Origin of the sequence: Pseudomonas sp. Ost2, from assembly GCF_018326065.1 — a bacterium.
GTDB lineage: Bacteria > Pseudomonadota > Gammaproteobacteria > Pseudomonadales > Pseudomonadaceae > Aquipseudomonas > Aquipseudomonas gingeri.
The window spans coordinates 251198-273505 of sequence record NZ_AP021904.1; the positions used below are offsets into that span (position 1 = coordinate 251198).

At 63.4% G+C, this 22308-nt stretch carries 20 protein-coding genes and 1 pseudogene; 12 read left to right on the top strand and 9 right to left on the bottom strand.

From position 1 onward, the window contains the following. Positions 1-480: 480 nt before the first annotated feature. From KI243_RS01105 to KI243_RS01140, 8 genes and pseudogenes are all read left to right on the top strand, one after another. Positions 481-1235: pseudogene (locus tag KI243_RS01105) on the top strand (hypothetical protein). Positions 1236-1444: 209 nt separating this feature from the next. Beyond that, positions 1445-2686 carry an SfnB family sulfur acquisition oxidoreductase gene (locus KI243_RS01110; protein ID WP_177083691.1) on the top strand — a complete coding sequence of 414 codons (1242 nt, stop codon included), beginning with the start codon at positions 1445-1447 and terminating at the stop codon, positions 2684-2686. Positions 2687-2706: 20 nt separating this feature from the next. Beyond that, positions 2707-3903: an SfnB family sulfur acquisition oxidoreductase gene (locus KI243_RS01115; protein ID WP_103032816.1), complete on the top strand. Its 1197-nt coding sequence runs from the start codon at positions 2707-2709 to the stop codon at positions 3901-3903. Beyond that, entirely contained in the window at positions 3903-5273 is a 1371-nt protein-coding gene (locus KI243_RS01120) for an LLM class flavin-dependent oxidoreductase (protein ID WP_212810358.1), read from the top strand. The genes KI243_RS01115 and KI243_RS01120 overlap by 1 nt, the downstream gene beginning before the upstream one ends. Before the next feature lie 109 nt (positions 5274-5382). Further along, positions 5383-6192, top strand: coding sequence for a MetQ/NlpA family ABC transporter substrate-binding protein (locus KI243_RS01125; RefSeq protein ID WP_017125353.1), 810 nt, complete (start codon positions 5383-5385; stop codon positions 6190-6192). Between the two features lies 1 nt (position 6193). Further along, the gene (locus KI243_RS01130) at positions 6194-7315 is read left to right on the top strand and encodes an ATP-binding cassette domain-containing protein (protein WP_212810359.1); all 1122 of its coding nucleotides are present in this window, start codon (positions 6194-6196) and stop codon (positions 7313-7315) included. Then, positions 7305-7949 carry a methionine ABC transporter permease gene (locus KI243_RS01135; RefSeq protein ID WP_177083680.1) on the top strand — a complete coding sequence of 215 codons (645 nt, stop codon included), beginning with the start codon at positions 7305-7307 and terminating at the stop codon, positions 7947-7949. The genes KI243_RS01130 and KI243_RS01135 overlap by 11 nt, the downstream gene beginning before the upstream one ends. A gap of 283 nt (positions 7950-8232) precedes the next feature. Then, positions 8233-8862, top strand: a complete 630-nt coding sequence (locus KI243_RS01140; protein ID WP_017125350.1) for a class I SAM-dependent methyltransferase — start codon at positions 8233-8235, stop codon at positions 8860-8862. A gap of 216 nt (positions 8863-9078) precedes the next feature. On the opposite strand, the gene KI243_RS01145 is transcribed toward KI243_RS01140, so the two are convergent. Beyond that, positions 9079-10521, bottom strand: a complete 1443-nt coding sequence (locus KI243_RS01145; protein WP_212810360.1) for an MFS transporter — start codon at positions 10519-10521, stop codon at positions 9079-9081. A gap of 129 nt (positions 10522-10650) precedes the next feature. Here KI243_RS01145 and KI243_RS01150 point away from each other — a divergent pair, with 129 nt between their 5' ends. Further along, complete coding sequence (locus tag KI243_RS01150) at positions 10651-11280, top strand: metalloregulator ArsR/SmtB family transcription factor (RefSeq protein WP_017125348.1); 630 nt, start codon at positions 10651-10653, stop codon at positions 11278-11280. 369 nt (positions 11281-11649) lie between these two features. Here KI243_RS01150 and KI243_RS01155 read toward each other — a convergent pair whose 3' ends face one another. From KI243_RS01155 to KI243_RS01190, 8 genes are all read right to left on the bottom strand, one after another. Next, complete coding sequence (locus KI243_RS01155) at positions 11650-11865, bottom strand: TOBE domain-containing protein (protein ID WP_017125347.1); 216 nt, start codon at positions 11863-11865, stop codon at positions 11650-11652. A 41-nt stretch (positions 11866-11906) separates the two neighbouring features. Continuing rightward, the gene (gene ssuB, locus KI243_RS01160) at positions 11907-12713 is read right to left on the bottom strand and encodes an aliphatic sulfonates ABC transporter ATP-binding protein (RefSeq protein WP_177083674.1); all 807 of its coding nucleotides are present in this window, start codon (positions 12711-12713) and stop codon (positions 11907-11909) included. Then, positions 12710-13501 carry an aliphatic sulfonate ABC transporter permease SsuC gene (gene ssuC, locus KI243_RS01165; RefSeq protein ID WP_017125345.1) on the bottom strand — a complete coding sequence of 264 codons (792 nt, stop codon included), beginning with the start codon at positions 13499-13501 and terminating at the stop codon, positions 12710-12712. The genes ssuB and ssuC overlap by 4 nt, the downstream gene beginning before the upstream one ends. Before the next feature lie 9 nt (positions 13502-13510). Further along, positions 13511-14659: an FMNH2-dependent alkanesulfonate monooxygenase gene (ssuD, locus tag KI243_RS01170; protein ID WP_017125344.1), complete on the bottom strand. Its 1149-nt coding sequence runs from the start codon at positions 14657-14659 to the stop codon at positions 13511-13513. A gap of 25 nt (positions 14660-14684) precedes the next feature. Further along, positions 14685-15650 (bottom strand): sulfonate ABC transporter substrate-binding protein, encoded by a 966-nt coding sequence (locus tag KI243_RS01175; RefSeq protein ID WP_212810361.1) that lies wholly within the window; start codon positions 15648-15650, stop codon positions 14685-14687. Between the two features lie 92 nt (positions 15651-15742). Further along, entirely contained in the window at positions 15743-16336 is a 594-nt protein-coding gene (ssuE, locus tag KI243_RS01180; RefSeq protein WP_042935066.1) for an NADPH-dependent FMN reductase, read from the bottom strand. 287 nt (positions 16337-16623) lie between these two features. Beyond that, a complete protein-coding gene (locus tag KI243_RS01185; protein ID WP_017125341.1) occupies positions 16624-17262 on the bottom strand; it encodes a peroxiredoxin in 639 nt (212 codons plus the stop codon). A gap of 321 nt (positions 17263-17583) precedes the next feature. Beyond that, positions 17584-18978 (bottom strand): OprD family porin, encoded by a 1395-nt coding sequence (locus tag KI243_RS01190; protein WP_177083670.1) that lies wholly within the window; start codon positions 18976-18978, stop codon positions 17584-17586. Positions 18979-19660: 682 nt separating this feature from the next. Between KI243_RS01190 and tauA the strand changes: the two genes are divergently transcribed. The 3 genes from tauA to tauC are packed head-to-tail and all read left to right on the top strand — an operon-like array spanning position 19661 to position 22304. Further along, positions 19661-20638 (top strand): taurine ABC transporter substrate-binding protein, encoded by a 978-nt coding sequence (gene tauA, locus KI243_RS01195; protein ID WP_017125340.1) that lies wholly within the window; start codon positions 19661-19663, stop codon positions 20636-20638. A gap of 44 nt (positions 20639-20682) precedes the next feature. Continuing rightward, positions 20683-21477, top strand: coding sequence for a taurine ABC transporter ATP-binding subunit (gene tauB / locus KI243_RS01200; RefSeq protein ID WP_103032818.1), 795 nt, complete (start codon positions 20683-20685; stop codon positions 21475-21477). Beyond that, entirely contained in the window at positions 21474-22304 is an 831-nt protein-coding gene (tauC, locus tag KI243_RS01205; protein ID WP_017125339.1) for a taurine ABC transporter permease TauC, read from the top strand. The genes tauB and tauC overlap by 4 nt, the downstream gene beginning before the upstream one ends. Positions 22305-22308 lie beyond the last annotated feature (4 nt).

Below are 22308 nucleotides of genomic sequence, written 5' to 3' on the forward strand. Positions count from 1 at the left end.
TTAGTTGATATAACGTACTCAGGGAATGAGTACGGTATTCAAGGCGTGACCGTTTAAACAGGCTTTGGGTCATCTTATTATATTACCTGCCTGATCTTCGGAAAAATCCATCCTGAAACTATAAGCCGGTCTTGTCGGGACAACGAATCGTTACTGTCCGTGGCACCTGGTTTCCAACCCGTCCCGCAGGGCTCCGTGGATAAAGGCGGGCGAAGTAGGACGCGTCCGATTAGCAGCGCGATAATAATCATTATCGATTAACGCCTTGACACTCGCGCTGCAAAACTTTTAGCTGCCTTTAACAACTTGCGCGGTGTTTTGCGGAGTGCACTCAAGTTTCGCTGAGGACTTCCGGTATTCTCGCGGCATGATCTTTCGGCTGTAAGGACACGGCGAAAGCGCCAGTGGCGGTATGTATCCGGAAGGATCCGGCCGCCTCTTGCAAGTTGCACTTTCGGCAACTATCAAAAGGACGATTTCATGAGCTATCCCCTGGAGCATTCCCGACTCGCGCCGCCCGCGGTTCCCCAGGCCAGCCGGCGCGGCATCGGTCGCGTGGCCGCTGAGCAGTTGTCGATCACGATCCCGGTCTATCCCGGTATGGACGAAGGGGATCTGGTCGAGTTGTTCTGGGACGGTTGCTACGTGACGTCCAGGCAGGTCCTCGCCGGTGAGGTCGGCCAGCCGATCAGCCTGCGGGTCCCGGAAAGCTTCATCCTCGAAGGGCTGGCGCGGATTCATTACCGCGTGATGCACATCGGCTGCATGGCCCTGGCCTCGCCGGTACTCAAGTTGCCGGTCAAGCTGGCCTGTCCCGGCGGCCTGCCGATCGGCGAGGAGAACCAGGGCCTGGCGCCGCTGATCGTCCCCGGGCCCATCGGTCGTTATGGGGTCAATCCGCGGCAGATGAAGCGCGGCGTGCCGCTGACCCTGGCGCCCTATCTGAACATGGCGGTCGAGGACGAAATCACCCTGCTCTGGGGCGATGTGCGGCTCGACCTGCCGAAGCTGGCTCCAGCGGATATCGGCAAGCCGGTCCCGGTGTTCGTCCCCCCGGGGTGATCCAGGAAGCCGGGGAGGATCGCGGGCTGGACATCACCTATTGCGTGATCGACCGGGTCGGCAACAACTCCCGCTGGGCACCGGCGCGAAGGTTGCGGGTCGGGACCTCGCGGCACTTTATCCGCACCGGCAAACCGCCATTCAAACTCGCCGCCCAACGCCGCCGGGAGTGAGGGGCGGACCTTCTATGCATATTCCTATAAGTTAGTTTATTTAATATTTATACGCGCTTAGGGTATATGAACCGGACCACCGGACCCGTTTGATTTCGCCTGCATCGCCGTTGCGATGCGTCCAGAGAGAGATGAGGTAGGTATGGTCAGGAACACAATCACCCTCGTGCAGATCGCCAGGGCATTGCGCGCGCCACGGAGTGGCGTTGATGTCTAACTTGAACGAGGCACAGGTCCAGAGCGACCAGGATATCGCCCCTTTGTTGTTGCCGGCCCGGGTGCTGCGCAATGATGCCGAAGCCCTGCAGGCGGCCCGCGAGCTGGCTGAGGTCGCCCGCCTGCAAGCGGCGCGGCGCGACCGCCAGCGCAAGTTGCCCTGGGCCGAGATCGAGCAGTTCACCCGCAGCGGCCTGGGCAGCATCGCCATTCCCCGCGAATACGGCGGCCCCCAGGTGTCTTTCGTGACCGTGGCCGAAGTCTTCGCGATCATTTCCGCCGCCGACCCGGCCCTGGGGCAGATCCCGCAGAACCAGTTCGGCATTCTCCAGCTGCTGCTCGGCACGGCCACCGAACGGCAGAAAAAACACCTGTTCCAGAGCGTGCTCGATGGCTGGCGGATCGGCAATGCCGGGCCCGAGCGCGGCACCCGCAATACCCTGGAACTCAAGACCCGGATCAGCGCCGACGGTGACGGTTATGTCATCAGCGGCCAGAAGTTCTATTCCACCGGTGCGCTGTTCGCCCACTGGGTAGCGGTCAAGGCGATCAACGACGAAGGTCGCCAGGTCATGGCCTTTGTCCGCCGTGGCACGCCGGGGCTGCGAGTGGTGGATGACTGGTCCGGTTTCGGCCAGCGCACCACCGCCAGCGGTACGGTGCTGCTGAACAACGTGCGGGTCGAGGCGGAAAACGTCGTCGAGAACTGGCGCCAGGGCGATACCCCGAATATCCAGGGCGCCGTGTCGCAACTGATCCAGGCCGCCATCGACGCCGGGATCGCCCGCGCGGCCATCGACGACAGCATTGCCTTTGTCCGTGAGCGTTCGCGGCCCTGGATCGATGCCAAGGTCGAACGCGCCAGCGACGATCTCTATGTGATCGCCGATATCGGCAAGCTGAAAATCGAACTGCACGCCGCCGAGGCGCTGTTGCGCAAGGCCGCGCAGGTGCTGGACCAGGTCAACGCCGGGCCGGTGGATGTGGCCGCCGCCGCCCGGGCCTCGATTGCCGTGGCCGAGGCCAAGGTGCTCACCACCGAAATCTCCCTGCTGGCCAGCGAAAAGCTGTTCGAGCTGGCCGGCAGCCGCGCGACCCTGGCCGAGTTCAATCTCGACCGGCACTGGCGCAACGCCCGGGTGCATACCCTGCACGACCCGGTGCGCTGGAAGTACCACGCCGTTGGCGCCTATCACCTGAACGGCACCTTGCCGGCTCGCCATTCCTGGATCTGACCAGACCTCTGGAGACACCCATGTCACAGCTTTCCCAACACGTCGCGGTCATTTCCAGCGACGAGCAAGCCCTGATCGTGGCCAGCGACCTGGCCGAGGATTTCAAGCGCGACAGCCTGCTGCGCGACCGTGAACGGCGCCTGCCGCTGCCCGAGCTGGAAGTGTTTTCCCGCTCCGGCCTGTGGGGCATCAGCGTGCCGAAGGAGTACGGGGGGGCCGGTGTATCGAACGTCACCCTGGCCAGGGTCACGCAACTGATTTCCGAGGCCGATGCGTCCCTCGGGCAGATTCCGCAGAACCATTTCTATGCGCTGGAAGTCCTGCGGGTCAATGGCAGCGAGGCGCAGAAAAAACGCCTGTACGCCGAGGTCCTGGCCGGCCGCCGCTTCGGTAACGCGCTGGCCGAACTGGGTACGAAGACCGCCCACGACCGGGTCACCCACCTGCGTCGCGATGGCGAGGGCTATCGCATCAACGGCCGCAAGTTCTACTCGACGGGCTCGCTCTACGCCCAGCGGATTCCCACTTCGGTGGTGGACGAGCAGGGTGTCCAGCAACTGGCCTTTGTCCCCCGCGAGAGTGCCGGCCTGACGGTGATCGATGACTGGACCGGCTTCGGCCAGCGCACCACCGGCAGCGGCTCGGTGGTGTTCGAGGATGTGTTTGTCGCGGCCGAGGACGTGATCCCTTTCCAGAGCGCCTTCGAACGGCCGACCCCGGTCGGTCCGCTGGCGCAGATTCTCCATGCGGCCATCGACACCGGCATTGCCCGCGCCGCCTATGAAGACACCCTGCATTTCGTCCGTACCCGCACCCGGCCGTGGATCGATTCGGGCAATGACAAGGCCAGCGAAGATCCGCTGACCCTGAAAAGCGTCGGGCACCTGAGCATTCGCCTGCACGCCGCCGAAGCCCTGCTGGAGCGCGCCGGCGAATTCCTCGACCGGGCCCAGGCCGACACCACTGCCGACACAGTGGCGGCGGCCTCCATCGCCGTGGCCGAAGCCCGGGCGATCAGCACGGAAATCTCCCTGGCCGCCGGCAGCACGCTGTTCGAACTGGCCGGCAGCCAGGCGACCCTGGCCGAACACGGCCTGGATCGCCACTGGCGCAATGCGCGGGTGCACACCCTGCACGACCCGGTGCGCTGGAAGTATCACGCCGTGGGCAACTACTACCTCAATGCGGAAAATCCGCCGCTGCGGGGCACGATCTGATGGCCGGTTCTCCAGGAGCAAAGAAGAAGATCCTGCTCAATGCCTTCAACATGAACTGCATCGGGCATATCAACCACGGCCTGTGGACCCATCCGCGGGACAACTCGACCCAGTACAAGACCCTCGAATACTGGACCGAACTGGCACAGTTGCTGGAGCGCGGGCTGTTCGACGGTCTGTTTATCGCCGACATCGTCGGCGTCTACGACGTCTACCAGCAGTCGGTGGCGGTGCCTCTGCGGGAGTCGATCCAGTTGCCGGTCAACGACCCGCTACTGCTGGTGTCGGCCATGGCCGCGGTGACGAAAAACCTCGGCTTCGGCCTGACCGCCAACCTGACCTATGAGGCGCCGTACCTGTTCGCCCGGCGTCTGTCGACCCTCGATCACCTCACTCGCGGCCGGGTCGGCTGGAACATCGTCACCGGCTACCTCGACAGCGCCGCCAAGGCCATGGGCCTCGATGCCCAGGCCGAGCATGACCGGCGCTACGACCAGGCCGACGAATACCTGGAGGTGCTCTACAAACTCTGGGAAGGCAGTTGGGAAAACGACGCGGTGCTCAACGATCCGGTGCGGCGGATCTACGCCCAGCCGGACAAGGTCCACAAGGTGCGGCACAAGGGCGAGTTCTACCAGGTCGAGGGTTATCACCTCTGCGAGCCGTCGCCGCAACGCACCCCGGTGCTGTTCCAGGCCGGCAGTTCCGAGCGCGGCCTGGTGTTCGCCGGGCGGCATGCCGAGTGCGTGTTCATCAGCGGGCAGAACAAGGCCGCGACCAGGGCCCAGGTGGACAAGGTGCGTGCCAGCGCGGTGGCGGCAGGAAGGGATCCTGAAGGCATCAAGGTGTTCATGGGCCTGAACGTGATCGTCGGCGCGACCGAGGAGGAGGCCTGGGCAAAGCATGCCGAGTACCTCGGTTATGCCAGTGCCGAGGCCGGCGTGGCGCATTTCTCGGCCTCCACGGCCATCGATTTTTCCGAGTACGAACTGGACGAACCGATCCAGTACGTGAAGAGCAACGCGATCCAGTCGGCGACAAAGAATCTGCAGAACAACGACTGGACCCGGCGCAAGTTGCTCGACCAGCACGCGTTGGGCGGACGCTATTTCACCGTGGTCGGCTCGCCGGCGCAGGTGGCCGACGAGCTGGAGTCGTGGATTGCCGAGACCGGCCTGGACGGCTTCAACCTGACCCGTATCGTCACCCCGGAAAGCTATGTGGACTTTATCGAACTGGTGATCCCCGAGTTGCAGCGACGCGGTTCGTACAAGACCGCCTATGACCACGGGACCTTGCGCGAAAAGCTGTTCCACGATGCCGCGCATCTGCCCGGACAGCATGCCGGGGCGGCCTATCGCTCGCTCTGAAAGCTTCGCGGGCAAGCCCCTCCCACAGTCAAAAAGCGAATCCCACTGTGGGAGCGGGCTTGCCCGCGAAGAGACCAGACACCCCAACCCTCACGACTGGAAATCCATCATGAAAACAACACGCCTCACCCAACCAGTCAAAGCACTGGCCCTTGCTCTCGGACTCTTCGGCGCCGTGGCCCACGCCGCCGATGCCCCGCTCAAGGTCGGCACCACCGCCGCCTTCGCCATCCCGCTGGAGGCCGCCGTCGAAGAGGCCGGCAAACAGGGGCTCAAGGTCGAGCTGGTGGAGTTCACCGACTGGATCGCGCCCAATGTCAGCCTCGCCGCCGGCGATATCGACGTGAACTACTTCCAGCACATCCCGTTCCTGGAAAACGCCAAGGCCGCCGCCGGTTTCGACCTGGTGCCCTTCGCCCCGGGGATCATCAACAACGTCGGTCTCTACTCGAAGAAATACAAGAGCTTCGACGAGCTGCCGCAAGGCGCCACCGTGGCTATCGCCAACGACCCGATCAACAGCGGACGCGGCCTGCAACTGCTGGCCAAGGCCGGGCTGATCACCCTCAAGCCCGGCGTCGGCTACAAGGCCACCGAAGACGATATCGTCAGCAACCCGAAGAAGATCAAGATCCTCCAGGTCGAGGCCGTGCAACTGGTGCGTGCCTACGATGATGCCGACCTGGTCCAGGGCTACCCGGCCTATATCCGCCTGGCGAAGACTTTCGACGCCGGTTCCGCGTTGCTGTTCGACGGCCTCGATCACAAGGAATACGTGATCCAGTTCGTGATCCAGCCGAAGGAGAAAAACGATCCGCGGCTGATCAAGTTCGTCGATATCTACCAGCATTCGCCAGCCGTGCGCGCTGCCCTGGATAAAGCCCATGGCAAGCTGTACCAGGCCGGCTGGGAAGGCTGATATGAGTGTCGCCAATCTTCAGCGTCCGCCGCACGCGGCGCAAAGCGAGGCCGAGCAGACCGAGCTGCACCCCGGACTCAATCGCGCCCATGTGCGTTTTATCGGCGTGGGCAAGACCTACGAAGGCAGCCAGGGGCCGGTGCACGCCTTGCAGGGCATCGACCTGGCGATCCAGCGTGGCGAAGTGTTCGGCATCATCGGTCGCAGCGGTGCCGGCAAGTCCTCGTTGATCCGTACCATCAACCGCCTGGAGCAACCGAGTTCCGGGCGGGTGCTGATCGACCAGGTGGATATCGGTGAGTTCGATGAAGACCGCCTGGTGGAACTGCGCCGGCGCATCGGCATGATCTTCCAGCACTTCAACCTGATGTCGGCCAAGACCGTCTGGCAGAACGTCGAGCTGCCATTGAAAGTGGCCGGCGTGCCGAAGCTGCAACGCGAGCAGAAGGTCCGTGAACTGCTGGAGCTGGTGGGCCTGCGGGACAAGCACAAGGCCTATCCGGCGCAGTTGTCCGGTGGCCAGAAACAGCGGGTCGGGATTGCCCGGGCGCTGGTTCACGATCCGGCGATCCTGCTGTGTGACGAAGCGACCTCGGCGCTGGACCCGGAGACCACGCAGTCGATCCTCGGCCTGCTGCGCGAGATCAACCGGCGGTTGGGCCTGACCATCGTCCTGATCACTCACGAGATGGCGGTGATCCGCGATATCTGCGACCGCGTGGTGGTGCTGGAGCATGGTCGGGTCGTCGAGCAGGGGCCGGTCTGGCAGGTGTTCGGCAATCCGCAGCATGAGGTCAGCCAGACCTTGCTCGCGCCCTTGCAACATGGGTTGCCCGAAGAGCTGCAAGGGCGCCTGCAGGCCGATCCGCCATCGCCCTCGGCGGCAGTGGTGCTGCGCCTGCGGTTCACCGGCAGCGCCACCGACGAACCGGACCTGGCGGCCCTGTTCAACGCCCTGGGCGGAAGGGTGCGCCTGCTGCAGGGCGGTGTCGAACGCATCCAGGGGCATGCCCTGGGTCAATTGCTGCTGGCGGTGACCGCGTCCTCGCTGGGCGCCGAGGAACTGCGGCAACGCGCGGCCCGGTGGGCACAACAGGTGGAGGTACTGGGTTATGTGGCTTGATCGGTTGTGGCAGGGGGTGATCGACACGTTCCTGATGGTCGGCGTGTCCTCGCTGATCGCCTTGCTGCTGGGCATTCCGCTGGCGGTGATCCTGGTCACTAGCCACAAGGGCGGTATCTATGAAGCGCCGGCGCTGAATCGGACACTGGGGGCGTTCGTAAACCTGTTCCGTTCGATTCCGTTCCTGATCCTGATGGTCGCCCTGATTCCCTTTACCCGGTTGATCGTCGGTACCACCTACGGCGTCTGGGCCGCCGTGGTGCCGCTGACCATCGCCGCCACGCCGTTCTTCGCGCGGATCGCCGAGGTGAGCCTGCGCGAGGTCGATCACGGCCTGATCGAAGCGGCCCAGGCCATGGGTTGCCGGCGCTGGCATATCGTCTGGCATGTGCTGTTGCCCGAAGCGTTGCCGGGGATTGTCGGCGGCTTCACCATCACCCTGGTGACCATGATCAACTCCTCGGCCATGGCCGGTGCCATCGGCGCGGGCGGGTTGGGAGACATCGCCTATCGCTATGGCTACCAGCGCTTCGACAGCCAGGTGATGCTGACGGTGATCGTATTGCTGGTGATTCTGGTGGCGGTGATCCAGCTCGGTGGCGATCGCCTGGCGCGGGTGCTGAACAAGCGCTGAGAGTGGCGACCCCTTCGCGGGCAAGCCCGCTCCCACAGGTTTTGCGCTCACCCGGTGCCTTGTGGGAGTGGGCCGGCCCACGAAGAGGCGTTCCCACAGATTTTGGGTTCACCTCGGTCCCTTGTGGGAGCGGGCCTGCCTGCGAAGGGGCCGCTCCCACAGGTTTTGGGTTCACCCCGGTCTCTTGTGGGAGCGGGCTTGCCCGCGAAGGGGCCTTTGCAGCCACAGCAAAACCCGCCTGGTGATATATTCGCGTCATCCCCCCCCAAAACGCAGACCTGCGATGAAAACCCTCGGCCCCAACGACCTCGAACAGATCGCTTCCACCACCCTCGGTCACTACAACCGCAGTGCCGAGGGTTTCCGCGAAGGCACCCGCGACCACGATGTGAGCCAGAACATCGACGCGCTGCTGCGGCATATCCAGGGCACGGCGCCGTTTACCGTGCTGGACTTCGGCTGCGGTCCCGGGCGGGACCTGCAGACATTTACCCGCATGGGCCACGTCGCCGTTGGTCTCGACGGCTCCGAGCGCTTTGCGCAGATGGCCCGCGACGACAGCGGGTGCGAAGTGCTGCAACAGAATTTCCTCGAACTCGAACTGCCGTCGGAACGCTTCGACGGGATCTTCGCCAACGCCGTGCTGTTCCATATCCCGCGCCAGGAACTACCGCGGGTGCTCGGGCAGCTGCATGCCACGCTGAAACTGGGCGGCGTGCTGTTCAGCTCCAATCCGCGCGGGGACAACCAGGAGGGCTGGAACGGCGAGCGCTATGGTTCTTACCACGACCTGGAGGCCTGGCGCGAACTGCTGACGGCGGCGGGTTTTGTCGAACTGGAACACTACTATCGCCCCACCGGCCTGCCGCGTGAGCAGCAGCCGTGGTTGGCGAGCGTGTGGCGCAAGGCCTGACACCTTCCCTTGTGGGAGCCGGCTTGCCGGCGATGACGTTCGGCAGATCGATGCAAGACTCACTGGCCCCATCGCTGGCAAGCCAGCTCCCACAGGGTTTGCGCCATGCGCAGATCCTGTGTCCGACACCGTTCCTTGTAGGAGCCGGCTTGCTGGCGATGGCGTCCGTATGAGCAGCGCAAGACTGGCGGGCCTCTCCGCCAGCAGGCCGGGCTGCTACAGGGTTTGTGCCGCCTCGTTTCCAGGCGCCGCCTCTGCGGGTCGGCCGCGGGTTGAGCGTACCGCCGTCACGATCGCCAGCAGCGGCGCCAGGGTGAATACGGCGAACAACCAGCGCGCCGCACTGGCAGTGCCTTCTGTGCCCGTCACCTCGTTGATACCGGCCATATTGGCGATCACCCCCGCCAGCGCCGCGCCGAGCGCCATGGCGAACAGTTGCACGGTGGTGATCGACGAGGCCGCGGCGTCCTGGTCCTGCGCCGAGGCCATCTGCAGCAGGCGGGTCAGCAGGTGTGGCCAACCCACGCCGATGCCGAAACCGACCAGGGTCAGTCCAAGGCAGATCGCCGCCAGCAATGTCCAGTTGCCCAGGTCGATCAGGGGGGTGGTCAATGCCAGGATCACAAGGCCGGCGAGAACAATCACCGGTCCGCTGATGATCGCCCGCTGCACATTGCGCCCGGTCCAGCCGGAACTGCCGATTTCCGCCACGGTCCAGCCCGCCGCCATCAGCGCGGTCATGTAGCCGGCAATCAAGGGCGACTGGCCGTGCAGGTGCTGCAGGAAGTAGGGCATGAAAATATCGCTGCTCATGCCGATCACCAGCAGGCTGGTGGTGGCGTAGAGCGCGCAGAGCGGTGTCCCGAGATGAAACGCCCCTTCGGGCAGCAGGCGGATCTCGGCGGTGGATTCAACGCGGATCAGCACGGCCACCAGGATCATGCAGGCGACGATACCCAGCAGGTTCCAACCCGGCAGCGTCGAGACGCTGCCGGCACAGACCGCCAGCACGGCGGCGGCCAGCAGGGTCAACTGCGGCATGGGCAGACGCACGGGAGCCGGGCGGCTGGCCTCGCGCCGGGGCAGCACGTTGCTGGTGAGCACGATGTACGCCAGGCACACGGGCACCATCGAACCGAAGGCGAAACGCCAGGCGTCCATTTGCGCGAACACTCCGCCCACGGCCGGCCCGACCAGCGTCGCCACGCCCCACATCCCGGAGATCAGCGCCATTGCCCGGGGCCAGAGGCGTTCTTCGAAAATCAGCTGGATCATCGAGTAGCACAGGGCGAGCAGCAGGCCGCCGCCCAGGCCCTGTATCGCCCGGCCCGCGAGCATCACCGGCATGCTCGGCGCCAGGGCACAGATCAGCCCGCCGAGCATGAACACCAGCGCCGCCGTGGCGTAGGCCAGGCGCGGCCCGGTGCTGCGCAGGAGCTTGGCGGTCAGGGCCGAGCCGAGGATCGAGGCGACCACGTACAGTGTGGTGTTCCAGGCGTAGAGCCCCAGGCCACCGATTTCCGTGACCACCGACGGCAGGATGGTGGTGGCGATGTAAGTGTTGGTCGCATACAGCGCGATACCGCCGGAAAGGGCGATGGAGCGGGCGGCGTTCTTGCCGGAGAGGAGTTCTCCCCAACTGCTTTCCTGGGTGTGCATGGACGGTTCCCTGTGAATGCCGTCGCCGCACGGAAGTCGGCGAATTGCGTCGGCGTCACGCTTGAGTTAATTTGCCAAGTAGATGCTTTGAATATTGTGGCGAGGCGACTTGGTTTGTCAAGAAATGACTTGGAATACTCGGCGGCGTCTCCGGCGGATCGCCTGTTGCACCTGCTCAAGACCCGTGGGCCGCAGTTGGCCGGCGAGGCGGGGGCGATCCTCGGCACCACGGGCGAGGCGGTGCGGCAACAGTGTGTGAAGCTGGCGGCGAGCGGGCTGGTGGAAGCGCGTTCCGAAGCCCGTGGCGTGGGGCGGCCGACCCAGGTCTGGCAACTGACGGCGGCCGGCCATGCACGGTTTCCCGATACTCATTCGGAACTGACGGTGCAGTTGCTGCAGACCGTGCGCGAAACGTTCGGCGAGGAAGCCATCGAGCGCCTGATCGGAGTTCGCGAGCAGCAGACCCTGGCGCTGTACCAGCGCGAGATGGATGGCGCCCCGGACCTCAAGGCACGCGTCGAACGCCTGGTGGCGTTGCGGGTGCGCGAGGGCTACATGGCCGAGTACAGCGAGCAGCCCGATGGTGCCCTGGTGCTGGTGGAAAACCATTGCCCGATCTGCGCGGCGGCCACGGCCTGCCAGGGCTTCTGCCGGGCCGAATTGCAAGTGTTCGAGCAGGTGCTGCGGGCCAGGGTCGAGCGGGTCGAGCACATCCTGCTGGGGGCACGGCGCTGCGCTTATCGCGTTACTGCCGTTTGAGGCGGGGATTGATGAGGTGTTGGCCGGGACTCGATTGCTGCATGTTTTTGCGTGTCATCGTTCACGTCACGGTGAACACCGCACACTGTAGGAGCCGGCTTGCCGGCGATGGCGCCCGGCAGATCGATGCAAGACTCACTGGCCTCATCGCTGGCAAGCCAGCTCCTACAGGGGTTTGCGCCATACGCAGATCCTGTGTCCGACACCTTCCCTTGTAGGAGCCGGCTTGCCGGCGATGGCGTCCGACAGGTCGATACAAGATTCACTGGCCCCATCGCTGGCAAGCCAGCTCCTACAGGGGGTTTCGCCCTGCGCAGATAAGAAAACCCCGAAGGGCCAGGCCCTCCGGGGTCGTGTGTCGCCATCGCCTTACAGCTTGGCGATGGACACCTCGGTGGATTTCACGAAGGCGATCACTTCGCTGCCGATCTGCAGTTCCAGTTCCTTTACCGAACGGGTGGTGATCACCGAGGTGACGATCCCCGAAGCGGTCTGGACGTCGATTTCCGACAGCACGTCGCCGGTGACGATTTCCTTGATGGTGCCCTTGAACTGGTTGCGAACGTTGATGGCTTTGATGGTCATGGCGTTGATTCCTGTCATTGATTGAGTAGGCAAGGCATGGATTACAGCGCCCAACGCAACTGCGTGGGCAAGGGTGAAACAGGTTCCGGCTCGGGCGGTACGCCAGGCAGCGACAGCACCCGGTTCAACACTTCGGTCTCCAGCGCCGCCAGGCGATGGGAGCCCCGCACCCGAGGGCGCGGCAGTTCGACGTGGAGGTCGAGGCCGATCTCGCCGTCTTCGATCAGGATCACCCGATCGGCGATGGCCACGGCTTCGCTGACGTCGTGGGTCACCAGCAACACGGTGAAACCATGCTGCTGCCAGAGACGCTCGATCAGTTGCTGCATTTCGATCCGGGTCAGGGCATCCAGCGCCCCCAGCGGTTCGTCGAGCAGCAGCAGGCGAGGTTGGTGAATCAGGGCGCGGGCCAGGGCCACGCGCTGCTTCTGACCACCGGACAAGGCCGCCGGCCATTCATGGGCGCGGTCCGCCAGGCCGACCGCTTCCAGGGCTTGCAGGGCCTGTGGCCGCCAGTCGCCCTTGAGGCCGAGGCCGACGTTGTCGATGACTTTTTTCCAGGGCAGCAGGCGCGCCTCCTGGAACATCAGCCGGGTGTCCTCGCGGGCTTCGCTCAGCGCCGCGGAACCGGCGAGCAACTCGCCGCCGGTGGGTTGGTCGAGACCGGCCAGCAAGCGCAGCAGGGTGCTCTTGCCGCAGCCGCTGCGACCGACCACGGCGACAAACTGCCCGGCCGGAATATGCAGGTCGATCTCGCGCAGTACCTGGCGCTCACCGAAGGTCTTTTGCAGCTTGCGCACCGCCAGCGGAATACCGCGCAGCAGGCGTGGCGGTTGTTGAGCAGTCATGCCGCACCTCCCTTGGCCACCTGGTACGCCGGGTGCCAGCGCAACCAGACGCGTTCCAGGCCGCGCGCCGCCAGGTCGGCCAGCTTGCCGAGCACGGCGTAGAGCACGATGGCCAGGACCACCACGTCGGTTTGCAGGAACTCCCGGGCGTTCATCGCCAGGTAGCCGATACCGGAGCTGGCCGAGATGGTTTCGGCGACGATCAGCGTCAGCCACATGAAGCCCAGGGCGAAGCGCACGCCCACCAGGATCGACGGCAGCGCGCCCGGCAGGATCACCTGGCGGAACAGGCCGAAGCCGGACAGGCCGTAGCTGCGGGCCATTTCCACCAGGGCCGGATCGACGTTGCGGATGCCGTGGTAGGTGTTGAGGTAGATCGGGAACAGGGTGCCCAGGGCCACCAGGAAAATCTTCGCCGACTCGTCGATGCCGAACCACAGGATCACCAGCGGGATCAACGCCAGATGCGGCACGTTGCGGATCATCTGTACCGAGCTGTCGAGCAGGCGCTCACCCCATTTCGACAGGCCGGTGATAAAGCCCAGGGCCAGGCCGATGCCGCCGCCGATGGCAAAGCCGATGCCGGCGCGCCAGCCACTGATGGCCAGGTGTTTCCAGATATCGCCGCTCTGCACCAGGGCAACGCCGGCTTCGATCACGGCGCTTGGCGCGGGCAGGATCCGGGTCGACAGCCAGCCGGCCGAGACCGACAGTTGCCACACTGCCAGCAACAGTACCGGCAGGGCCCAGGGCGCAAGTCTGTGGGTGATTTTGGTCAGGGTCGTCATGGCGCGGCCTCAGCTCTGGGACGCTGCTTTGGGCAGGATGTCGTTGGCGACCATCTCACCGAAAGGGCTGACGTAGCCGGCGCTTTTCGGCAGTTCCGGGCGTTCGATATCCAGGTGCGGGAACAGCAGCTCGGCAACCCGGTACGACTCTTCCAGGTGGGGATAACCGGAGAAGATGAAGGTGTCGATGCCCAGGTCCGCGTATTCCCTGACCCGTGCCGCCACGGTCGGACCGTCGCCGACCAGCGCGGTACCGGCACCGCCACGCACCAGGCCGACACCGGCCCAGAGGTTCGGGCTGACTTCCAGGTTGTCGCGGCTGCCACCGTGCAGCGCGGCCATGCGTTGCTGGCCGACGGAGTCGAAGCGCGCCAGGGATTTCTGCGCACGGGCGATGGTTTCGTCGTCCAGGTGCGAAATGAGTTTGTCGGCGGCCTGCCAGGCTTCGGCATTGGTTTCGCGAACGATCACATGCAGGCGGATGCCGAAGCGCACGGTGCGCCCGAGCTTGGCGGCCTTGGCCCGGACCTGTTCGATCTTCTCGGCGACGGCGGCCGGCGGTTCGCCCCAGGTCAGGACCATTTCCACCTGTTCGGCGGCGAGGTCCTGGGCGGCTTCCGAGGAGCCGCCGAAGTACAGCGGCGGGCGCGGTTGCTGGATCGGCGGATAGAGCAGCTTGGCGCCTTTGACGCTGATGTGCTGGCCATCGTAGTCGACGGTCTCGCCTTCCAGCACACGACGCCAGATACGGGTGAACTCCACCGAGGCCTGATAACGCTCCTCGTGACTGAGGAACAGACCGTCACCGGCCAGTTCGTCCGGGTCGCCGCCGGTCACCAGGTTGAACAGTGCGCGGCCGCCGGACAGTCGATCCAGGGTCGCGGCCTGGCGTGCCGCCACCGTCGGGGAAATGATCCCGGGGCGCAGGGCAACGAGGAATTTCAGGCGCTGGGTCACCGGGATCAGCGAAGCGGCCACCAGCCAGGAGTCCTCGCAGGAACGTCCGGTGGGGATCAGCACGCCGCCGAAACCGAGGCGGTCGGCCGCCTGGGCCACTTGCTGCAGATAACCGTGATCGACGGCGCGAGCGCCTTCGGCGGTGCCAAGGTAATGGCCGTCGCCGTGGGTAGGCAGGAACCAGAAAATGTTGAGGCTCATGGAGTTGTCTCCTAAGGAATACGGTTCAAGGTGCGGTGGCAACGGCGGCCGGTGGTGTCCAGATCACGTCCTTGATGCTCAGCGGCTTGGGAATCAGCTTGAGCTGGTAGAAGCTGTCGGCGATTTTCTGTTGGGCGGCGATCACTTCGGGCGTGAGGAACTGCGCGCCGTAGCCCTGGCGTTTCACCGAGATCAGGGTGATGTCGGCGGGCAGGCCGAGCAGCGGCGCCACCTGGGCGGTGACTTCCTCGGGATTGGCCTTGGACCAGTCGCCGACGGCGCGGACTTCCTCCACCAGGGTCTTGATCACTTGCGGGTGTTTCTCTGCGTAGGGCTTGGTCGCCAGGTAGAACTGGTTGTTGTCCACCAGGCCGGTGCCGTTACGCAGGGTGCGGGCCTTGAGCTGTTGTTCGGCGGCGGCCTGGTACGGGTCCCAGATCACCCAGGCGTCGACGCTGCCACGCTCGAAGGCGGCGCGGGCATCGGCCGGCGGCAGGTAGACGGTCTCGATATCGCTGTACTTGAGGCCGGCGTCTTCCAGGGCGCGGACCAGCAGGTAGTGGACGTTGGAGCCTTTGTTGAGGGCGACTTTCTTGCCCTTGAGCTCCTGCACCGATCTGATCGACGAGTCCTTGGGTACCAGGATCGCTTCGCTGGTCGGCGCCGGCGGCTCCGAGGCGACATAGAGCAGGTCGGCACCAGCGGCCTGGGCGAAGACCGGCGGGGTTTCGCCGGTGACGCCGAAGTCGATGGAGCCGACGTTCAGCCCTTCGAGCAGTTGCGGGCCCCCGGGGAACTCGGTCCATTGCACCTGGACGCCCTGGGCGGCGAGGCGTTTTTCCAGGGTGCCCTTGGCCTTGAGCAGCACCAGGGTGCCGTATTTCTGATAACCGATCCGGATCGACTCGGCCTGAGCTTGAGTAATGGCGCCGAAGGTGACAGCCGCAGCAAACAGAGCGACCAGACCGCGACGCAAAATGACAGTGCGCATGGCGCTCTCCTTTTTGCAGTGAGGGTTTTGGCTGCACCTGCTTGCCCGTTGGCGGGCGAGTAAGGCCAGTACATCAATGTCGGTGAAACGGCCTAGATGCTCCAGCGAGCACTCAGCAGGCGATCATTCAGCAGTGTCGGGTCCAGGGGCTTGGGACGGCGCGCCAGGGCGCTGTGGAACTGCTCCAGGGCCTCGCTCAGGCGTTGTTCCAGGACCGGCACCAGTTGCGCTTGGGCGCTGCCTTCGCCATAGGCGATCTGGCTGTCCTCGGCAAAAATACCGTGGAGCATTTCCTGCGCCTTCAACGCCGCCAGGACCGGCTTGAGCGCATAGTCCACGGCGAGCATGTGGGCGATGCTGCCGCCGGTGGCCATGGGCAGCACCACCTTGTGGCTCAGGGCGCGCTCGGGCAGCAGGTCGAGCAGGGTCTTCAAGGCGCCGGAGAACGAGGCCTTGTACACCGGCGTGGCGATCACCAGGCCATCGGCGTTTTCAATCTGTTGCAGCAGGTCGACGATCTGCGGGCTGCCAAAGCGTGCATGGAGCAGGTCTTCGGCGTTGAAGTCGCGGATCTGGTAACTCACGACTTCGATGCCCTGCTGGTTGAGCCAGCGTTTGGCGTAGTCCAGCAATACCCCGGAGCGCGATCGCTGGCTGGGGCTTCCTCCGAGTGTCACGACCAGCATGAAGGTCTTTCCTCAAACGTATGGCGGCGATTCGCGGCGTGCGATCTCGCTGAAGTTGGACAGACCTTACCAGTCAATTTATATATCCATAAATCTTATTTATTCATTTGTTTATTCTTTAAATGCATATGAGGTCAAGATTATTCCGGGCAAAAAAATAGGCCGTCGAAACGGCCTTAAAACCCCTGCTTTGTGATTCGGTAAGAGCTGCCAGAGCGGGACGCGGAGCGTCCAGGGAGGCATTCCCACGCGGAGCATGGGAACGATCAAGCCCCTCGGCGGGCCTTTCAGCGGTTGGGCTGCGGCGTCAGGCGCAGGTAGGGTTTTACCGCGCGATAGCCTTTCGGGAAGCGTTTCTTGATTTCGTCTTCGTCCTTGAGGGACGGCACGATCACCACTTCGTCGCCGTCCTGCCAGTTGGCGGGCGTGGCGACCTTGTAGTTGTCGGTCAGCTGCAACGAGTCGATCACCCGCAGGATCTCGTGGAAATTGCGCCCGGTGCTCGCCGGGTAGGTGATGGTCAACCGGATCTTCTTGTTCGGATCGATCACGAACAGCGAGCGGACGGTGAGGGTGTCGTTGGCATTCGGGTGGATCAGGTCATACAGGTCCGAAACCTTGCGGTCGGCATCGGCCAGGATCGGGAAATTGACGACAGTGTTCTGGGTCTCGTTGATGTCTTCGATCCACTTGTGGTGCGAGTCCACCGGGTCCACGGACAGGGCGATGGCCTTGACCCCACGCTGGGCGAATTCGTCCTTGAGCTTGGCGGTGAAGCCCAGCTCGGTGGTGCACACCGGAGTGAAGTCCGCCGGGTGGGAAAACAGCACGCCCCAGCTGTCGCCGAGCCACTCGTGGAAACGAATCCTGCCGGCGCTGGAATCCTGTTCGAAGTCGGGGGCGATGTCGCCGAGTCTGAGGCTCATGTGCTGCTCCTTGGGTGAAGGTCTGATGGCCTTACTGTGCCTGCTGGTGAATTTATTTAAAAAGAATAAATATCGATTTGTTTAGAAGATTAGGAAATATTAAAAAGATCTTCATTGGACGCCGGGCACGCGCAGGAGCACTCTTATCCACAGCTTGTGAGAGGGCTAAGGGGATGTAAATCAGTGGAGTGCCGAACGCCGGGATGTTGCTGGATGGCGTGAAGGCCGAAGCTGAAAAGGTAGTTGTATGCAAGACGTGAAGCACTCAGCCCGGCATTGCGCCGGGCTGAGTGTGGATCTTGGATCTAGACGATCACGCGCTTACAGCAGCGGGATCGAGTAGCTGACGATCAGGCGGTTTTCGTCCTGGTCGCGCTGACCTGGAATGTCGTTACGCCACATGGCGTTTTTCCAGGCGAAACCCAGGTTCTTGAAGGTGCCTTGCGGTACCACGTAAGCCAGGGTCAGGTCGCGTTCCCACTCGGTGCCACCGGTGCCCAGGGTACGGGTTTGAGCGGCGCCGACGTTACCTGCGGTGTCGATGTTGTTGCCGCGCAGGTAGATGATACCGGCGGTCAGGCCAGGTACACCGACCTTGGCGAAGTCATAAGCGTAGCGAGCTTGCCAGGTACGCTCGCCGGCACGGGCGAACTTCTGGATCTGCATGTCGGTGATGGTGCTGTTCGACGAACCGTCACCCTGGTTCAGCCAAGGGAAATCGCTGTCGCCCTTGCTGTACTGGTAACCGGCACCGAAGGTGTGGCCTTCAACCGAGTACAGGGCCAGGTAGCTGTACAGATCGTTGTCGACTTTGCCCTTGGTGTTAGTGGCAAAGCTCTTGTCGTCGTAGTAGCCGCTGGTGAAGTACGCCGAGGTGTCGCCGTTCGCGCCGTTGTCGCGGCTGCGGTAGTAGCGCAGGTCGCTTTTCAGCACGCCAGGACCGATGGACCAGTTGTGTACCAGGCCCAGGAAGTTCTGCGAGTAGAAATCTTTCAGCTCACCGTAGTAGTACGAAGCGACCAGATCCTTGGTGATCTTGTAGTCGGCACCGCCGTAGTAGAACTTGTTGCTGCGGCGACCAGTTGCAGTCGGGCTGTTCGCACCGGCAATGGACAGGCCTTCGGTGTTGCTGGAGTTACGACCCTTGGCGTGCTCGATCTGACCGGCAGTCAGGGTCAGGTCCTTGATTTCGTTCGAGGTGATCTGGCCGCCCTGGAAGGTTTGTGGCAGCAGACGACCATCGTTGTACTTGATGACCGGGTTGTTGGGTTGCAGGGTACCGATCTTCAGTTCGGTCTGCGAAACCTTGACCTTGCCGGTCAGGCCCAGGCTGGAGAAGTCGTTGACGGCTTTGCCGTTCGACTCGCTCGGGAACACGGTGCCGCCGTAGGAAGTCGAGGTCGCGCCGTTGGTGCCGCGACCGGAGTCCAGGCGTACGCCCAACAGGCCGATGGCATCGATACCGAAGCCGACGGTACCTTGGGTGTAGCCGGAGATGAAGCGCAGGTCGAAGCCTTGGCCCCATTCTTCGTTCTTGCTCTGAACGCCGGTGGCCTTGACCTTGGCGGTGCCAGCGTCGGAATCACGGTTGTCAGTGTTGATGTAGTAGTTACGCAGACCCAGAGTGGCCTTGCTGTCTTCGATAAAACCTGCGGCGCTTGCCTGCTGCGCCAGAACCCCTACGGCCACAGCCAGGGCCAAAGTGGACTTCTTCATTGGTCTTGCTCCTCTCATTTCTAATTTTTGTAGGTCTAGGCTCGGGATCTACGCCCCTTTTGCGCCACAGATTGCGCGATTAGCGCCAGATCGTGACTGGCAAGTCAATCGTAACAAGCCATGTCTACGACTTTGGTCTAACCGCTGTTGTTTGGTCCTTGCAGGGTAATGGCTTTGCCATAAACCCAAAAAGAATTGTTTCGTCCTTTTTCAGACGATTCAGGAATATCGTGTTTCATCGAACACTGTCGCCTGGGGTTCTTATCGACCGCTGGGCTCATTCCTGAAAAGTATTTTCTGCCTCTTTTTTAGAACCCTTGACGTGAGGAAAGGCCTCCGTACGTCACTGGCGATCAAAAAGGCGACGCAATCATGGCTAAACGCTGCCACTCCCGTCAATTTATTACAGTGTTTGTCAGATGAAGATTGCCATGCGGCTGTCATATTCCGACGTTCGGTTCAACTCATGACCGATAAGACGAACCGATAACCCTAGACCATGAAATGCACTATTGCCGATTCGATTGTATCGGGGATCAGGCGCGGGCCCTCGTTTCGCGTGGATTTGCCCCTGTATTTCCCCTCATAAGCTAATGCAAATAAGTTATTTATTTTAAGATTCTTAGATCATTTAGTCTTCTCGACACGCCGACTCCCGGCCACTCGTTGAGGAGCTTCTCCCATGAAACTGCATTCCCCACTCCGCCTCCTGGCGGCGTTGTCCCTGGCCGGGGCGAGCTTGTTTGCGCAGGCTGCCGACGTCACCGTGGCCTACCAGACCACCGTTGACCCGGCGAAAGTCGCCCAGGCCGACGGCTCTTATGAAAAAGCCACCCACGCCAAGATCGACTGGCGAAAATTCGATAATGGTGCCGACATCATTGCCGCCATCGCCTCGGGCGACGTGCAGATCGGCTACCTCGGTTCCAGCCCGCTGACGGCGGCCATCACCCGCAAGGTGCCGGTCGAGACCTTCCTGATCGCCACCCAGATCGGCGCCGCCGAGGCGCTGGTGGCCCGTGACGGTTCCGGGATCAATTCGCCTCAGGATCTGATCGGCAAGAAAGTCGCCGTGCCTTTTGTCTCCACCGGACACTACAGCCTGCTGGCCGCGCTGAAGCACTGGAATATCGACCCGTCGAAAGTACAGATTCTCAACCTCGCGCCGCCGGCCATCATCGCGGCCTGGAAGCGCGGTGATATCGACGCCACCTACGTCTGGGACCCGGCCCTGGGTGTCGCCAAGGAAAACGGCAAGGTGCTGATCACTTCCGGCGAGCTGGCCAAGTTCGGCGCGCCGACCTTCGACGCCTGGATCGTGCGCAAGGATTTCGCCGAGAAGCACCCGGAAATCGTCAAGGCGTTCGCCAAGGTGACGCTGGATGCCTATGCGCAATATCGCAAGGACCCGCAGGCCTGGCTGGCTGACAAGGGCAACGTCGACAAGCTGGTGAAACTCTCGGGCGCCAAGGCTTCGGATATTCCGCTGCTGTTGCAAGGCAACGTCTACCCGCTGGCGGCCGACCAGGTCACCGTGCTGGGCAAGCCGACCGCCCAGGCGATTACCGATACGGCGGCCTTCCTGAAAGAGCAGGGCAAGGTCGAGGCCGTGCTGCCGGACTACGCCCCGTATGTCAGCGCCAAGTTCATTACCAACTGATCGACCTGATTCTGAAGCAGCCCACGACCGAGGAGCCCATCGCCATGGCCTTGTTACAGCTGGAGCGCATCAGCGCACAGTATCCCGGTGCGGCCGAGCCGGTGCTGTCGGATATTTCCCTCAGCCTGGGACCGCAGCAACTGCTGGTGGCCCTGGGTCCGTCGGGTAGCGGCAAGACGTCTCTGCTGAACCTGATCGCCGGGTTCGTCGAACCCAGCGCGGGCCGCATCACCCTCGACGGTGTTGCCGTCAAGGGCCCGAGCGCCGAGCGCGGCGTGGTGTTCCAGGACGATGCGTTGCTGCCCTGGCAGGACGTGCTGGCCAACGTCGGTTTCGGCCTGGAACTGGCGGGTGTACCGCGGGCGCAGCGGGAAGTCCGGGCCCGGGAAATGCTCGCCCTGGTTGATCTGGCAGGCTTCGACAGCCGGCGGATCTGGCAGCTTTCCGGCGGCCAGAAACAGCGCGTCGGCCTTGCCCGCGCGCTGGCGGCGGACCCTCGGGTGCTGCTGATGGACGAGCCGTTCGGCGCCCTCGATGCCTTCACCCGCGAACAGATGCAGGAGCTGTTGCTGCAAGTCTGGCAGCGCACCGCCAAGCCGGTGTTCCTGATTACCCACGATATTGAAGAAGCGGTTTTTCTCGCCACCGACCTGATTCTGCTGGCGCCCAATCCGGGACAGATCGTCGAACGCCTGAGCCTGGATTTCGGCCGGCGCTACAGCGCCGGCGAGTCCGCCCGGGCGATCAAGTCCGATCCGCGTTTTATCGAAACCCGCGAGCATGTGCTGGCCCGTGTGTTCTCCCAACGCAGCGCCGCGTCGCGGCAGGAGTTCGTATGAGCAGCTATGAATTGCCGGTGGCCGTGACCGCCAAGCCGAACGCACCCGTGGTGCGGCGCAGCCTGAGCACCCGCTGGATCAGCGTGCTGACCCTGGTGACCCTGGTTGTGCTGTGGTGGGCCGTGACGGCGGCCGGTGTGATCGAGCCGCTGTTCCTGCCGCCGCCTTCGGCGGTGCTGGAAAAAGGCTGGTTGCTGGCGACCAGGGGCTATATGGATTCGACCCTGTGGCAGCACCTCGGTGCCAGCCTCGGACGGATCGGCGTGGCCCTGGGGGTTGCCGTGCTGACGGCGATCCCGGTGGGTATCGCCATCGGCCACAACCGGATTGCCCGGGGCATTCTCGATCCGCTGATCGAGTTCTACCGACCGATCCCGCCGCTGGCCTACCTGCCGTTGATCGTGATCTGGTGCGGCATCGGCGAGCTGTCGAAAGTGCTGCTGATCTACCTGGCGATCTTTGCCCCGATCGCCATCGCGACGGCCACCGGTGTGCGCACCGTGGATCCGGCCAAGCTCCGCGCGGCGCTGTCCCTGGGGGCGACCAGGGCCCAACTGATCCGCCATGTGATCCTGCCCAGCGCCTTGCCGGACATTCTCACCGGTGTGCGCATCGGCCTGGGTGTCGGCTGGTCGACGCTGGTCGCCGCCGAGCTGATCGCCGCCACCAGCGGCCTGGGTTTCATGGTCCAGTCGGCGGCACAGTTCCTGGTGACCGATGTGGTGGTGCTGGGGATCCTGGTGATCGCCTTTATCGCCTTCGCCATGGAGATGGGCCTGCGCGCCCTGCAGCGCAAGCTGGTGCCGTGGCACGGCCAGGCGCACTGACAGA

Coding starts and splice junctions, on each gene's coding strand:
- tauA (WP_017125340.1), top strand. CDS start 19,661: ATGAAACTGCATTCCCCACTCCGCCTCCTGGCGGCGTTGTCCCTGGCC.
- KI243_RS01135 (WP_177083680.1), top strand. CDS start 7,305: ATGTGGCTTGATCGGTTGTGGCAGGGGGTGATCGACACGTTCCTGATG.
- KI243_RS01155 (WP_017125347.1), bottom strand. CDS start 11,865: ATGACCATCAAAGCCATCAACGTTCGCAACCAGTTCAAGGGCACCATC.
- KI243_RS01175 (WP_212810361.1), bottom strand. CDS start 15,650: ATGCGCACTGTCATTTTGCGTCGCGGTCTGGTCGCTCTGTTTGCTGCG.
- KI243_RS01130 (WP_212810359.1), top strand. CDS start 6,194: ATGAGTGTCGCCAATCTTCAGCGTCCGCCGCACGCGGCGCAAAGCGAG.
- ssuD (WP_017125344.1), bottom strand. CDS start 14,659: ATGAGCCTCAACATTTTCTGGTTCCTGCCTACCCACGGCGACGGCCAT.
- KI243_RS01190 (WP_177083670.1), bottom strand. CDS start 18,978: ATGAAGAAGTCCACTTTGGCCCTGGCTGTGGCCGTAGGGGTTCTGGCG.
- KI243_RS01120 (WP_212810358.1), top strand. CDS start 3,903: ATGGCCGGTTCTCCAGGAGCAAAGAAGAAGATCCTGCTCAATGCCTTC.
- KI243_RS01185 (WP_017125341.1), bottom strand. CDS start 17,262: ATGAGCCTCAGACTCGGCGACATCGCCCCCGACTTCGAACAGGATTCC.
- KI243_RS01140 (WP_017125350.1), top strand. CDS start 8,233: ATGAAAACCCTCGGCCCCAACGACCTCGAACAGATCGCTTCCACCACC.
- KI243_RS01115 (WP_103032816.1), top strand. CDS start 2,707: ATGTCACAGCTTTCCCAACACGTCGCGGTCATTTCCAGCGACGAGCAA.
- ssuC (WP_017125345.1), bottom strand. CDS start 13,501: ATGACGACCCTGACCAAAATCACCCACAGACTTGCGCCCTGGGCCCTG.
- tauB (WP_103032818.1), top strand. CDS start 20,683: ATGGCCTTGTTACAGCTGGAGCGCATCAGCGCACAGTATCCCGGTGCG.
- KI243_RS01145 (WP_212810360.1), bottom strand. CDS start 10,521: ATGCACACCCAGGAAAGCAGTTGGGGAGAACTCCTCTCCGGCAAGAAC.
- KI243_RS01125 (WP_017125353.1), top strand. CDS start 5,383: ATGAAAACAACACGCCTCACCCAACCAGTCAAAGCACTGGCCCTTGCT.
- KI243_RS01110 (WP_177083691.1), top strand. CDS start 1,445: ATGTCTAACTTGAACGAGGCACAGGTCCAGAGCGACCAGGATATCGCC.
- ssuB (WP_177083674.1), bottom strand. CDS start 12,713: ATGACTGCTCAACAACCGCCACGCCTGCTGCGCGGTATTCCGCTGGCG.
- tauC (WP_017125339.1), top strand. CDS start 21,474: ATGAGCAGCTATGAATTGCCGGTGGCCGTGACCGCCAAGCCGAACGCA.
- ssuE (WP_042935066.1), bottom strand. CDS start 16,336: ATGCTGGTCGTGACACTCGGAGGAAGCCCCAGCCAGCGATCGCGCTCC.